The organism is Streptomyces sp. NPDC018019 (assembly GCF_044327805.1).
In the GTDB taxonomy this organism is placed as follows: Bacteria; Actinomycetota; Actinomycetes; order Streptomycetales; family Streptomycetaceae; genus Streptomyces.
This window is the reverse complement of sequence record NZ_JBIRGD010000010.1, coordinates 118,648-131,704: the sequence shown is the minus strand read 5'-3', so window position 1 is coordinate 131,704 and position 13,057 is coordinate 118,648. Positions and strand designations below refer to the sequence as shown.

11 protein-coding genes are annotated in these 13,057 nt (G+C 72.4%); 1 reads left to right on the top strand and 10 read right to left on the bottom strand.

Annotation, left to right across the window (positions count from 1 at the left end; all coding sequences use genetic code 11):
• Positions 1–3 precede the first annotated feature (3 nt).
• A complete protein-coding gene (locus tag ACH4FX_RS18725) occupies positions 4–1,011 on the bottom strand; it encodes a LysR family transcriptional regulator (RefSeq protein ID WP_398480228.1) in 1,008 nt (335 codons plus the stop codon).
• 62 nt (positions 1,012–1,073) lie between these two features.
• Between ACH4FX_RS18725 and ACH4FX_RS18720 the strand changes: the two genes are divergently transcribed.
• Entirely contained in the window at positions 1,074–2,408 is a 1,335-nt protein-coding gene (locus tag ACH4FX_RS18720) for an MFS transporter (protein WP_398480226.1), read from the top strand.
• Positions 2,409–2,474: 66 nt separating this feature from the next.
• Here the strand turns inward: ACH4FX_RS18720 and ACH4FX_RS18715 are convergent, their stop codons facing one another.
• The 9 genes from ACH4FX_RS18715 to ACH4FX_RS18675 form a co-directional block, all read right to left on the bottom strand.
• Positions 2,475–3,068, bottom strand: coding sequence for a Uma2 family endonuclease (locus ACH4FX_RS18715; RefSeq protein WP_398480224.1), 594 nt, complete (start codon positions 3,066–3,068; stop codon positions 2,475–2,477).
• 127 nt (positions 3,069–3,195) lie between these two features.
• Positions 3,196–4,473, bottom strand: coding sequence for a thymidine phosphorylase (locus ACH4FX_RS18710; RefSeq protein WP_398480223.1), 1,278 nt, complete (start codon positions 4,471–4,473; stop codon positions 3,196–3,198).
• Between the two features lie 159 nt (positions 4,474–4,632).
• Positions 4,633–5,067, bottom strand: coding sequence for a cytidine deaminase (locus ACH4FX_RS18705; RefSeq protein ID WP_398480221.1), 435 nt, complete (start codon positions 5,065–5,067; stop codon positions 4,633–4,635).
• Entirely contained in the window at positions 5,064–6,347 is a 1,284-nt protein-coding gene (locus ACH4FX_RS18700) for an ABC transporter permease (protein ID WP_398480219.1), read from the bottom strand. The genes ACH4FX_RS18705 and ACH4FX_RS18700 overlap by 4 nt, the downstream gene beginning before the upstream one ends.
• Positions 6,344–7,474 carry an ABC transporter permease gene (locus tag ACH4FX_RS18695; protein WP_398480217.1) on the bottom strand — a complete coding sequence of 377 codons (1,131 nt, stop codon included), beginning with the start codon at positions 7,472–7,474 and terminating at the stop codon, positions 6,344–6,346. Before ACH4FX_RS18695 ends, ACH4FX_RS18700 begins: the two co-directional genes overlap by 4 nt.
• Positions 7,471–8,982 carry an ABC transporter ATP-binding protein gene (locus ACH4FX_RS18690; RefSeq protein WP_398480505.1) on the bottom strand — a complete coding sequence of 504 codons (1,512 nt, stop codon included), beginning with the start codon at positions 8,980–8,982 and terminating at the stop codon, positions 7,471–7,473. Before ACH4FX_RS18690 ends, ACH4FX_RS18695 begins: the two co-directional genes overlap by 4 nt.
• Before the next feature lie 277 nt (positions 8,983–9,259).
• A complete protein-coding gene (locus ACH4FX_RS18685) occupies positions 9,260–10,291 on the bottom strand; it encodes a BMP family protein (RefSeq protein WP_398480215.1) in 1,032 nt (343 codons plus the stop codon).
• Between the two features lie 173 nt (positions 10,292–10,464).
• Complete coding sequence (locus tag ACH4FX_RS18680; RefSeq protein WP_398480503.1) at positions 10,465–11,688, bottom strand: amidohydrolase; 1,224 nt, start codon at positions 11,686–11,688, stop codon at positions 10,465–10,467.
• A gap of 133 nt (positions 11,689–11,821) precedes the next feature.
• Positions 11,822–12,928: a hypothetical protein gene (locus ACH4FX_RS18675; protein ID WP_398480501.1), complete on the bottom strand. Its 1,107-nt coding sequence runs from the start codon at positions 12,926–12,928 to the stop codon at positions 11,822–11,824.
• Between the last annotated feature and the right edge of the window lie 129 nt (positions 12,929–13,057).

Genomic DNA, 13,057 nt, shown 5'->3' with positions numbered 1-13,057 from the left:
CCCCTACCGCGGGATCAGCTGCCCCCGCCGCCCCAGCAGGAACTTCTTGAACGCCGCCACCGGAGGCGTGTCGGGGTGGCCGTCCAGCCAGGCCACCCCGATCTCGCGGACCGCGCGCGGGGCCGTGACCGTCAGCTCGGCGACCCCCGGGCGCGGCACGGCGGGCGGCGGCAGCAGCGCCACTCCGAGCCCGGCCGCGACCAGGCCGCGCAGCGTCTCCGCCTCCTCCCCCTCGAACGCGACCTTGGGCGTGAACCCGGCCTCGGCGCACAGCGCGTCGGTGATACGGCGCAGCCCGTACCCCGGCTCCAGGGTGACGAACAGCTCCCCCGCGGCCTCGGCCAGCCGGACCCGCTTGCGGGCCGCCAGCGGGTGGTCGTCCGGCACCACCAGCCGCAGCTTCTGCTCGTCCAGGCGGCGGGCGACCAGGTCCGGGTAGTCCGGGACGGGCGAGGTCAGGCAGAGGTCCAGGTCCCCGGCGCGCAACCGCTCGATCATCGCCTCGCCGTAGTTCTGGACGAGCTGGAAGCGCACGCGCGGATGGTCGGCGCGGAAGGTGCGCAGCAGGCCCGGTACGGTCTCCGAGCCCATCGTGTGCAGGAAGCCGAAGGCGACCTTGCCCGCGGTGGGGTCGGAGTCGGCCCGTACGGACTCGGTGGCGCGCTCCACGTCCAGCAGCGCGCGCTCGGTGGAGGCGAGGAAGGAGCGGCCGGCCGGGGTCAGGGTGAGCGTCCGGCCGTGCCGGGCGAAGAGCGCCACGCCGAGGTCGTCCTCCAGGCGGACGATGGCGCGGCTGAGCGTGGACTGCGGCATGCCCAGCTCGTGGGCGGCGCGGGTGACGTGCTCGTGGCGCGCGACGGCGGCGAACTGCGCGAGCCGGGGCGTCAGGGCCAGAGCCCAGGAGCCGGCCCCGAGATCCGCGGTCTCCACCGGTTCACCCGGTGTCCCCCGGATGTCTTTTCTGTTGCGAGGGTGCGTCAGAGGCAGCCGTGAGCTGCTGTGATGTGCCACAGCATCGATTATGGCGTTTCTATGCATTGGACGCATGAAACGCGCGGGCATACGTTCGGATCATGCCTCCCGCTGATACCGGGGCGTCGGCCGCCGCGCGCGCCGGCGCCTCCGCGCAGTCGTCCCCCGTCACCTCCTCCGCGCCCGCCGCCGACGCGCACCCGGCGCCCGACCCGGAGGCCGCCAAGCTGCACCCGGGCGGCCCCGGTTACCGCCGGATGAGCTTCGCCCTGTTCGCCGCGGGCGTCGCCACCTTCGCGCTCCTGTACTCGACGCAGGCGCTGCTCCCCGCGATCTCCGACGACCTCGCCGTCACGCCCGACCAGGCCAGCTGGACCGTGTCCGCCGCGACCTTCGGTCTGGCGCTGGCCGTCATCCCGCTGAGCGCGCTGTCCGAACGCTTCGGCCGCCGCACGATGATGACCGCGTCCCTGTCGGTGGCCGCGCTGATCGCCATGCTGGTGCCGTTCGCCCCCGACCTGGGCTGGCTGGTCGCGCTGCGCGCCGTCCAGGGCGTGGCGCTGGCCGGACTGCCCGCCTCCGCGATGGCGTTCCTGGCCGAGGAGGTACGGGCCAAGGCGCTGGTCGCCGCGATCGGCCTGTTCGTCGCGGGCAACAGCATCGGCGGCATGTCGGGCCGGATCGTCACCGGCTGGGTGGCCCAGGCGTGGGGCTGGCGCGCCGCGCTCGGCGCGGTGGGTGCGATGGCCGTGGTGTGCGCGGTGGTCTTCCGCCTGCTGGTCCCCAAGGCGCGGCACTTCTCGGCCCGCAAGGTCGGCCCGCGCGCGCTGGCCCGCACCCTCGGCGGCCACCTGTCCGACCCGCTGCTGCGCCGGCTGTACGGCATCGGCGCGCTCTTCATGATGGTCTTCGGCGCGGTCTACACGGTCATCGGCTACCGCCTGGTCGACGAGCCGTTCGGCCTGCCCCAGGGCATCGTCGGCTCGATCTTCCTGGTCTACCTCGTCGGTACGGTCTCCTCCGCCGCCGCGGGCCGGCTGGTCGGCCGCGTCGGCCGGCGCGGGGCCCTCTACCTCGCGGTCGGCACCACGGCCGCGGGCCTGCTGCTCACCCTCACCGCGTCGCTCGTCGCCGTCCTGCTGGGCCTGGTCCTGATCACCGCGGGCTTCTTCGCGGGCCACGCGGTGGCCTCGTCGTCCGTGAGCCGCGCCGCGAAGACGGCCCGCGCTCAGGCGTCGGCGCTGTACCAGTGCGCGTACTACGTCGGCAGCAGCATCGGCGGCGCGCTGGGCGCGGCGGCCTTCCACGCGGGCGGCTGGGAAGCCACCGTCGCGCTCGGCCTGGCCGCGATGGTCGGCGCCGCGTCGATCACCCTGTACGCCACCCGCAAGGCGATGGCGGAACGCCGCGTCCCCCATCTGCGCAAGGCCGCCTAACGTCCCGTCACAGCCCGAAGGGCCCACCCCGCCACCTGTCCTGGCGGGGTGGGCCCTTCGTCCGTGTCAGGGGCCGAAAGGGAACACGCTGGTGTCGATGGTGAGGCCGAAGGGCTCAGGCAGGTGGACGTCCTCCCCGAACTTCACCGCCTGGAGCTCCTGATAGACGGCATCTTCCGGCTCCCCGAACAGCGTGACCGTGGGGCCGGGAGGGGCGAAGCGATCGATGAGGAGGTAGAGCGGTACACCTGCCTCCGCGTATGCGGCCGCCTTGTTGAGCCGGTCATAGCTCGCATTGTTCGGCGAGGTGATCTCGACGACCAGCTCCGCGGCCGTGAGCGGGACGGCCTCGCCCCCTTCGATGCGGTCGAGAATGTCGTCCGGGACCACGACGAGGTCCGGGATGAAGAGCCGTCCACGCACGGGGTGGGTGACTCCGAGAGTCTGGTACACCCCCCATTCCTCGGGCAGCACCGTGTACAGCCTGCGGTGCACCTTTTCGGCGATGCGGTTGTGCGGTGCGGCCGGCGGTGGTGACACAACGATGACTCCATCAATGATCTCCACCTTGCTGCCCTCGGGCCAGTCCGCTTCCTGCCAGAAGCGGAGCAGCTCATCCCAGTACTCCCCCGGAGCGGGGTCGGCGGGGAGTGCACCCATGGCGGTCTCCTCACGTGTTGTGGCACCGATCCCAGCATGGCGAACGGGACCGGCACTGGTCCACCGGTCCCGTTCACCCGAACGATTTATCCGCCCCGCCGGCCCGGCGGCACGGTGCGGAGCCGGATCAGCCGATGCGGTCCAGGATCACCGGCCGCGGCGTGAAGTCCGTGCCGGGCGGGGCGATGAGGACGCCGCCGTCGAGGGCTTCGAGGGCGTAGGGGAACTTCTCGGGGGTGTCGGTGTGGAGGGTGAGCAGGGGCTGCCCCTCCTTGACCTCGTCGCCGGGCTTGGCGTGGAGTTCGATGCCGGCGCCCGCCTGCACCGGGTCCTCCTTGCGGGCCCGGCCGGCGCCCAGGCGCCAGGCGGAGACGCCCACCGCGTACGCGTCGAGGCCGGTGAGGACGCCGGAGGAGGAGGCGTTGACGGTGTGCTGTTCACGGGCGACGGGGAGCGGCGCGTCGGGGTCGCCGCCCTGGGCCTGGATCATGCGGCGCCAGTGGTCCATGGCGGAGCCGTCGGCGAGGGCCTTGGCGGGGTCGGCGTCCTTCAGGCCCGCCGCGTCGAGCATCTCGCGGGCCAGGGCGAGGGTGAGCTCGACGACGTCGGCCGGGCCGCCGCCGGCCAGCACCTCGACGGATTCGCGGACCTCCAGGGCGTTGCCGGCGGTCAGACCGAGCGGGGTGGACATGTCGGTGAGCAGGGCGGAGGTGCGAACGCCGTGGTCGGTGCCGAGTTCGACCATGGTGGTGGCGAGTTCGCGGGCGTCCTCGATGTTCTTCATGAAGGCGCCGGAGCCGACCTTGACGTCCAGGACGAGCGAGCCGGTGCCCTCGGCGATCTTCTTGGACATGATCGAGGAGGCGATCAGCGGGATGGCCTCGACGGTGCCGGTGACGTCGCGCAGCGCGTAGAGCTTCTTGTCGGCGGGGGCCAGGCCGTCGCCCGCCGCGCAGATGACCGAGCCGACCCGGTCCAGGACGTCCATCATCTCGGCGTTGGAGAGCAGCGCGCGCCAGCCGGGGATGGCCTCCAGCTTGTCGAGGGTGCCGCCGGTGTGGCCGAGGCCGCGGCCGGAGAGCTGCGGTACGGCGGCGCCGCAGGCGGCGACGAGGGGCGCGAGGGGCAGCGTGATCTTGTCACCGACGCCGCCGGTGGAGTGCTTGTCCGCGGTCGGGCGGGCCAGCGCCGAGAAGTCCATCCGCTCGCCGGAGGCGATCATGGCGGCGGTCCAGCGGGCGATCTCCGTACGGTTCATGCCGTTGAGGAAGACGGCCATCGCCAGGGCCGACATCTGCTCATCGGCGACCTCGCCGCGCGTGTAGGCGTCGATGACCCAGTCGATCTGCTCCGGGGTCAGCTCATTCTTGTCGCGCTTCGCGCGGATGACCGAGATGACGTCCATCTGGCTTCCTTTCCGTGGAACTGCCGGCCCAGCCCGTCCCTGTACCCGGGAACGACGCGGCGAGCGGGCGGAAACAGTTCTACACGCATAGAGCCGGGAGATCGAGAGGCCCGCACCGTCCGGGGACGGTGCGGGCCACGGGTCGTCGGAAGGCGGTGTCTAACGGGCCAGGTGCTGGGGCCCGAACGCGTCCGGGAGCAGGTCGCTCAGCCGCCGTACGCCCGCCTCCCCGCCGTCGACCAGGAGACCGGGCCCACCGTGCTCGTACAGCAGCTGGCGGCAGCGGCCGCACGGCACCAGCAGCTCGCCCCGGCCGTCCACGCAGGTGAAGGCGGTCAGCCGGCCGCCACCGGTCGCGGCGAGCGCGGAGACCAGGCCGCATTCGGCGCACAGGCCGAGCCCGTACGAGGCGTTCTCGACGTTGCAGCCGACGACCGTACGGCCGTCGTCCACCAGGGCCGCGGCACCGACCGGGTAGCCGGAGTACGGGGCGTACGCCCGGGACATCGCGTCCCGGGCCGCCTCGCGGAGCCGTTCCCAGTCGACCCGCACCGGACCCGCCTGATCTTCGCGCACCCGACCATCGTGCGTCATGTGCCCTGCCCCCGCCGGTACGGCCGGCCGTTGGCCTTGGGCGGGCGCAGCCGCTGCGCGAACAGGGCCAGCACCAGCAGCGTGGCGATGTACGGGCTGGCCTCGACCAGCTCCAGCGGCACCGCGTCGGTCAGGAAGTACCAGAGCACGAGGACCACGGCCGCGGCACCGGAGACCGCCGCCTGGGCCCGCTTGGCGGCGCGCAGGCGGAACAGCGCCAGGACGGCGAGCAGCGCCGCCAGGCCCAGCAGCAGGGCGTGCACGGTCGGGCCGCCGCTGCGGAGCTGCATGGCGTCCATGAAGCCGAACAGGCCGGCGCCCATCGCGACCCCGCCGGGCCGCCAGTTGCCGAAGATCATCGTGGCCAGGCCGATGTAGCCCCGGCCGCCGGTCTGGCCGTCCTGGTAGAAGTGCGTGCCGATGGACAGGAACGCGCCGCCGAGCCCGGCCAGCGCGCCGGAGACCAGCACCGCCGCGTACTTGTACGTGTAGACGTTGACGCCCAGCGACTCGGCGGAGACCGGGGCCTCGCCGCAGGACCGCAGGCGCAGGCCGAAGGACGAGCGCCACAGCAGGTAGAAGGTGCCGGCGAAGAGCAGCACGGCCAGCACGGTGAGCCAGGAGACGTTGGTGACCAGGCCGCCGAGGACGCCGGCCACGTCGGAGACGAGGAACCAGTGGTGGTTCTCCACCGACTGGAGCGCGTCCGAGAGCCCCGGAATGCTGAACGTCGGCATGTCGGCCATCGGCGGCGACTGCTTGTCGTTGCCGCCCGCCTGCATCGCCGCGCTGCCTTCGGCGCCGAACCAGAGGGTGGCCAGGTACTGCGTGGCGCCCAGCGCCAGGATGTTGACGGCGACACCGGAGACGATGTGGTCGACGCCGAAGGTGACGGTGGCGATGGCGTGCACCAGGCCGCCGAGCGCGCCGCCGAGGACGCCGATGGCCGCGGCGGCCCACGGGCCGTGCTGCCAGCCGACCCAGCCGGCCGCGAACGAGCCGAGCATCATCATGCCTTCGAGGCCGATGTTGACCACACCGGCCCGCTCGGCCCACAGGCCGCCGAGGCCGGCCAGGCCGATCGAGGTGGCGGCGGCGAGTGCCGCGCTGAACTGTCCGGCGGAGGTCAGGTCGTTGGTGCCGGTGACCGCGCGCAGCACGGACACCGCGACGATCGCACCGGCGACGATCAGCAGGATGACCGGGTAGGACAGCTTGCGGCGACCGCCGCCCGGCGCGCTGGCGCCGGGCCGGGCCGCGGGCTTGAGTTCGGTACTCACGCGGTCGCCTCCGCCTTGTCGTTCTCACCTGGGTTCGTACGGGCCTGCGCGGCCAGTTCCTCGCCGACCTTGCGCTGCTGGGCGCGGAGTCCGTAGCGGCGCACGATCTCGTACGCGATGACCACGCACAGCACGATCACGCCCTGGATGACGCCGACGATCTCCTGCGCGTACCCCTCGAACTCCAGGCGGGAGCCGGTGCGGTCGAGGAACGCCCACAGCAGCGCGCCGAAGGCCATGCCCACCGGGTGGTTGCGGCCCAGCAGCGCGATGGCGATGCCGGTGAAGCCGATGCCGGCCGGGAAGTCGGTGCCGTAGTTGAAGGACTCGCCGAGCAGGGTGGGCATGCCCACCAGGCCGGCCGCGGCGCCCGAGAGCAGCATGGAGATGACCACCATGCGCTTGACGCTGACGCCGCTGGCCTCGGCGGCCGGCTCGGAGGCGCCCACCGCGCGCAGGTCGAAACCGAAGCGGGTGCGGTTGAGCACGAACCAGTAGACGAAGCCGGCCAGCACCGCGATCACCACGAAGCCGTAGACCGGCTTGGGGTGGGTCGGGAAGCTGAAGAAGTGGCTGGACTCCGGCAGGAACCTGGTGTGCAGCAGGTTGCCGTCCTTGATGGCCAGCCGGCCGTCCTGGAGGAAGTAGCCGATCACCGAGGCGGCGATGGCGTTCAGCATGATCGTGGTGATCACCTCGCTGACGCCGCGCGAGGTCTTCAGTACGCCGGCGATGCCCGACCACACCGCGCCCACCAGCATGGCGATGACGATGAGCAGGATGATCTGGAGGGCGCCGGGCAGCGCGATGGCGCCGCCGACCGCGGCGGCGGCGAACGCCGCGAGCCGGTACTGCCCGTCCACACCGATGTTGAACAGGTTCATCCGGAAGCCGATGGCGACCGCCAGCGCCGACAGGTAGTACGGCACCGCCTTGTTGATGATCCAGACCTGGCTGTCGCTGTAATGGCCGTAGTCGACCATGATCCAGTAGGCCCGGAGCGGGTTCTCGCCCGAGGCCAGGAAGACCAGCGAGCTGATGACGAACGCGGCGGCGACGGCCAGCAGCGGCGCGGCGAGCGCCAGCAGCGCCTTGTCCTTGGTGAGCGACCTGGTCAGCGTCTTCACTCCCGGTCACCACCCTCGCGCGGGTCAGCGTCTGCAGCGGTCAGGTGGCCGCTGGCGGCACCGGTCATGGCCGAGCCCAACTCCTCCGGGGTGATGGTCGCGGGGTCCGCGTCCGCGACCAGCCGGCCCCGGTACATCACCCGCAGGGTGTCGGAGAGCCCGATCAGCTCGTCCAGGTCAGCAGAGATCAGCAGGACCGCCAGGCCCTCCCGGCGCGCCGCGCGGATCTGTTCCCAGATCTGCGCCTGCGCGCCGACGTCCACGCCGCGTGTGGGATGGGCGGCGATCAGCAGCTTGGGCCGGTGGCTCATCTCGCGGCCGACGATCAGCTTCTGCTGGTTGCCGCCGGACAGCGAGGCCGCCGTCACCTCGATACCGGGCGTCCGTACGTCGTACTCGGCGACGATCCGCTCGGTGTCCTTGCGGGCCGCCGCCAGATCGAGCAGCCGGCCCTTGCTGTTGGGGCGTTCGGTGACGTGGCCGAGGATACGGTTCTCCCACAGCGGCGCCTCCAGCAGCAGGGCGTGCCGGTGGCGGTCCTCGGGCACGTACCCGATGCCGCCCTCGCGGCGCTTGCGCGTGCTGGCGGTGGACAGGTCCTGCCCGTCCAGCGTCACCACGCCGCCGTCCAGGGCGCGGGTGCCCATGATCGCCTCGACCAGTTCGGCCTGGCCGTTGCCCTCCACACCGGCGACGCCGAGCACCTCGCCCTTGTGGATGGTGAAGGTGATCCCGTCCAGCACGGTGCGGACGACCCCGTCGGAGTCGGTGGCCGACAGCCGCAGGTCCTCGACGCCCAGCATCGGGGTGTCCGTCACCGTCGACTCGCGCGTCTCCGGCGACGGCAGTTCGCTGCCCACCATCAGCTCGGCGAGCTGCTTGGGCGTGGTCTTCGACGGCTCCACGGAGGCGACGGTGGTGCCCCGGCGGATGACGGTGATGTCGTCCGCGACGGACAGCACCTCGCCCAGCTTGTGCGAGATGAAGATGACGGTCAGGCCCTCGGACTTCAGCTCCCGCAGGTTGGCGAAGAGCGCGTCGACCTCCTGCGGGACGAGGACCGCGGTCGGCTCGTCGAGGATGAGCGTACGGGCGCCGCGGTAGAGGACCTTGAGGATCTCCACCCGCTGCCGGTCGGCGACACCGAGGTCCTCCACGAGGACGTCGGGCCGTACGCCGAGGCCGTACGCGTCCGAGATCTCCTTGATCTTCGCGCGGGCCCGGCCGCCGATGCCGTGCCGCTTCTCCGCGCCGAGGACGACGTTCTCCAGGACGGTGAGGTTGTCGGCGAGCATGAAGTGCTGGTGCACCATGCCGATGCCGCGGGCGATGGCGTCCGCGGGGGTGCTGAGCGCCGCCTGCTCGCCGTCGAGCGTGATGGTGCCCTCGTCCGGCTTCTGCATGCCGTAAAGGATCTTCATCAGCGTCGACTTGCCGGCGCCGTTCTCGCCGCACAGGGCGTGCACGGTGCCGCGGCGGACGGTCAGGTCGATGTCGTGGTTGGCCACGACACCCGGGAACCGCTTGGTGATGCCGCGGAGTTCGACGGCCGCGGGGCCCGGCTCGGCCGGGCGGCTGATCGTGGGTGCTGCGTTGATGGCGCACTCCCCTCGGGGATGGTCCTGGGGCGGACGGCGTGTCCTGGGCGGACGGCGGCAGCGGCTGCCGGCCGTCGGGGCGCGGGCACGGCCCGGCCGCGGGCTGATCCGGCCGTGGTGCAACCCGGCCGCGGTGGGGCGGACGGTACCGGGCCGCACCGCGGCGGGGTACCGTGCGACGCCCTGACTACGGCGTCTCCTTGACCTTCACCTTGCCCTCGACGATCTTCTGCCGGGCGGCGTCGATCTGCGGCTGGATGTCCTTGATGAACCCGCCCGACGTGGCGAGCGTGACGCCCTTCTTCTTCATGTCGTAGGCGTGCACACCGGTCAGCGGCCGGCCGTCCTCGACGCTCTTGATCAGGTCGAAGACCGCCACGTCGACGTTCTTGACGACCGACGTCAGGATGCAGTCCTTGTACTTCGCCAGCCCCGGCTGGAGGTACTGGTCGGAGTCCACGCCGATGGCCCAGGCGCCCTCGCGCTTGCTGATCGCCTCGATGGCGCCCGCGCCCGACTGGCCGGCCGCGGAGTAGATCACGTCGATGCCGCTGTCCAGCATGCCGCCCGCCTTGGCCTTGGCCGCGGCCGGGTCGTTGAACCCCTTGTCGTTGTTGGGGTACAGGTACTGCGACGTGACCTTCGTCTTCGGGTCGGTGTCCCGTACACCTTGCTCGAAGCCGGCCTGGAACTTCTGGATCAGCGCGTTGTTCACCCCGCCGATGAAGCCGACCTTGTGCGTCTTGCTCTTGAGCGCGGCGGCGACCCCCGCCAGGTACGAGCCCTCGTGCTCCGCGAAGACCATCGCGTCCACGTTCTTGCCCTGGGGCATCGCGTCCACGACCCCGAACGTCGTCTCCGGGAAGTCCTTGGCGACGTTCTCGATCGACCGGCTGTAGGCGAAACCGACGCCGATGACCGGGTTGTACCCGGCCTCGGCGAACGAGGTGAGCCGCTGCTCGCGGTCCGCCTCCGTCTCGCCGTTCTTCGCGGTGAGCATCTTGACGTTGACGCCCAGCTTCTTGCGGGCGTTCTCGGTGCCGCGGGCGGCCGCCTCGTTGAAGGAGTGGTCGTCCCGCCCGCCGATGTCGAAGGCGAGCCCGACACCGGCGTGGCTGGCCCGGTTCGCCTCGGCGAAGCTCTGGCCGCAGGCGGTGGCGGTGACCGCGAGAAGCGCGGTGGCGCTGACCGAGGCGGCAAACCTGGTGACCCGACGCAAGGGGCCTTTCCCTTCGCTCGAAGCGCCCACGGTGGCGCTGGCTTGACGGGAGATTAACGCGCGTAGACCTGGCGGAAAACCCTCCACCGCGTGGCCGTTATCTATTTGTTCCTCCGGCCCGGGGCGCCCGCCCGCACCGGGCGGGTGCCCCGGGCCTCGGTCACGGAGCGTGACTACGCCAGCATCGCCGCCGCGGTGAACAGCTCCACCCCCGCCCGCACCGCGCCCTCGTCCACGTCGAAGTCCCCCCGGTGCAGGTCGTAGCGGACCGTGCTGCCCGGCGGCCGGACCCCCAGGCGGGCCATCGCGCCGGGGACCCGCTCCAGGTACCAGGAGAAGTCCTCGCCGCCGAGCGACTGCTCGGTGCCCTCGACGGCGTGCGGGCCGCGGCGCGCGGCCATCGCGTCGTGGAGGAGCTGGGTGGACACCGGTTCGTTCACCACTGGCGGCACCCCCCGCACATAGGTGATCTGGCACTTCGCCCCGTGCAGCGCCGCGATCTCGTCGATCGCCGCGTGCACCAGGTCCGGCGCCTCGCGCCAGGCGTCCAGGTCCAGGCAGCGAACCGTTCCGGCCAGCTCCGCGTGCTGCGGGATGACGTTGCACGCGTGGCCCACGTCCAGCCGGCCCCAGGTCACCGCCAGCCCGGCCCGCGTGTCGACCCGCCGCGACAGCAGCGCAGGCGCGTCGACTGCGACCCGCGCGGCCGCGGTGACCAGGTCGGTGGTCAGGTGGGGCCGCGCCGTGTGGCCGCCGGGCCCGTCGAGGGAGACCTCCAGCCGGTCGCAGGCCGAGGTGATCGCACCCGTGCGCAGGCCGATGCGCCCGGCGTCCACCCGCGGGTCGCAGTGCACGGCGAGGATGCGCCCCACGCCGTCCAGCGCCCCGGAGCCGATCGCGTCGGTGGCGCCCCCGGGCAGCACCTCCTCGGCGGGCTGGAAGAGCAGCCGTACGGGGCACGGCAGCCGCCCCTCGCGGGCCAGTCCGGCGAGGACCAGGCCCGCGCCGAGGACGACGGTGGTGTGCACGTCGTGGCCGCACGCGTGGGCGCGGTTGGGCACCGTGGAGCGGTACGGCACCGTTTTCACGTCCGGGATCGGCAGCGCGTCGATGTCCGCCCGCAGCGCGAGCAGCGGCCGGCCGCCGTCCCAGGGCGCGAGGCCGGGCGTGATGTCACAGACCAGGCCGGTGCCGATGGACAGGACGCGCGGGGTCAGGCCGGCCCGCTCCAGCCGCGCCTTCACCGCGGCGGTGGTGCGGAACTCCTGGTTCCCGAGCTCGGGGTGCATGTGCAAGTCACGCCGGAACTCGATGAGTTCGGCGCACAGCTCGTCCGGCAGCGCGCCGGGCAGCGGTTCCCCGGCAGGGGCATCATCGGTTTCGGCCTCGCGGGACATCAAGTGGTTCACCCGTTGAAGGGTACGGGGGCGGATGGGGCAACTGTCCCTCGATCAACAAAAGTTCAGCCCGTTAGGGGAAGAATATCTAGGCCGCCCGGCGCATGGAGCAGTCATCACCCGGGTATCACCATCAGTTCCGCTTCTTTCCGGAACCTCCGGCGCCGAATCCCCCGGGCCCCCCGGATGCCCCGGAAGCATCGCACCGCAAGGCCGCTTCCCGCCCTTCCGGTGCCACCGTCGCCCTCGGCAGCCGCCGTACCCCTCGCGCCGTCCCCGTGACCCCCGACAGGAACCCCTCCGCCCGCGGCGACGCCTTGCCGGTCAGCCAGGACGGGTCGATGTCGCACACCGCCACCCCGATTCCGGTCCCGGCGAGGGCGAGCGGCAGGGTGTGGACGACGGTGGACGGGAAACTGAGGATCAGCCGGCCGACGGGGCCGCGCCGGGCGATGAGTTCCAGCGGCAGGTCGGGCCGGACGACCTCCAGGCCGGTCTCGGCGGCGATCCGGTGGAGCTTGGCGGCCGACTCACGGCGGTGGGCGAAGTAGCGGGTGGCGCCGTGCGCCCGGGCCAGTGAACGGACGGCCTCCAGATAGCGGTCGGCGTCGACGACGCCGGTCTCGACGAGCGAGGTGCCGACGATGTCCGTCCCCCGGGTCAGCCGCGGCGGCCCGAACCGCCGTCTGGTCCAGGCGAATTCGTTCGACAGGACGCGGATGCCCGGCGGCGGTTCGACGGGCATGGACGTGAAGAGGCCGACGGTGCGACGTCCGCCGCCGGGCGCCGGGGTGAGGCGGCGGCGGGCGGCCGCCGCGAACGGCGCGAACACCAGGTCCCGCGGCCCGCGCCCGCCGCCGTGCCGGTGCCACCGCACCAGGCGTTCGCCGTTGGCCAGTTGGGTGATGAACTCCATGGTGGCGGTGCCGTCGTCGACCACGACCAGGTCGCGTGCGCGGGTGAGGGTGAGCAGCAACTGGACGTAGCGCGAGAAGGGGTCGCCGATGACGACCCGGCCGGCGCGCCGCAGCCGCCGGGTGAGGCCGCCGATGGTGCGCAGCGGCGCGCCCGCTCCCCCGCGCGCCTCCTCCCACCGTACGGAGTGGCCGCCCTCGCGGGCGAGTTCGGCCATCCGGCGCAGCTGGCCGCGGGTCATCGGGTCGTGCGGGGCGAGGACGACGACGGTCAGGTCAGCGGCCTGTGCGCCGTGCGCCCATTCCAGGACGTTGAGCAGCTGCACCGGGCTCTCGACGAAGGCGAGGGTGCCCGCGGCCTGCGCCGCGGCGGCTTCGGCCGCCTGTGCCGTGGCCTGCTTCGCGGCCTGTCGCGCCGCCCGCCGCGCGGCCCGTCCGGACGCACGACCGGTGGC

Bases quoted from the DNA above. Each gene is read 5' to 3' on its own strand.
- ACH4FX_RS18705 (WP_398480221.1), bottom strand. From the start codon at position 5,067: ATGACGCACGATGGTCGGGTGCGCGAAGATCAGGCGGGTCCGGTGCGG.
- ACH4FX_RS18720 (WP_398480226.1), top strand. From the start codon at position 1,074: ATGCCTCCCGCTGATACCGGGGCGTCGGCCGCCGCGCGCGCCGGCGCC.
- ACH4FX_RS18715 (WP_398480224.1), bottom strand. From the start codon at position 3,068: ATGGGTGCACTCCCCGCCGACCCCGCTCCGGGGGAGTACTGGGATGAG.
- ACH4FX_RS18680 (WP_398480503.1), bottom strand. From the start codon at position 11,688: ATGTCCCGCGAGGCCGAAACCGATGATGCCCCTGCCGGGGAACCGCTG.
- ACH4FX_RS18710 (WP_398480223.1), bottom strand. From the start codon at position 4,473: ATGGACGTCATCTCGGTCATCCGCGCGAAGCGCGACAAGAATGAGCTG.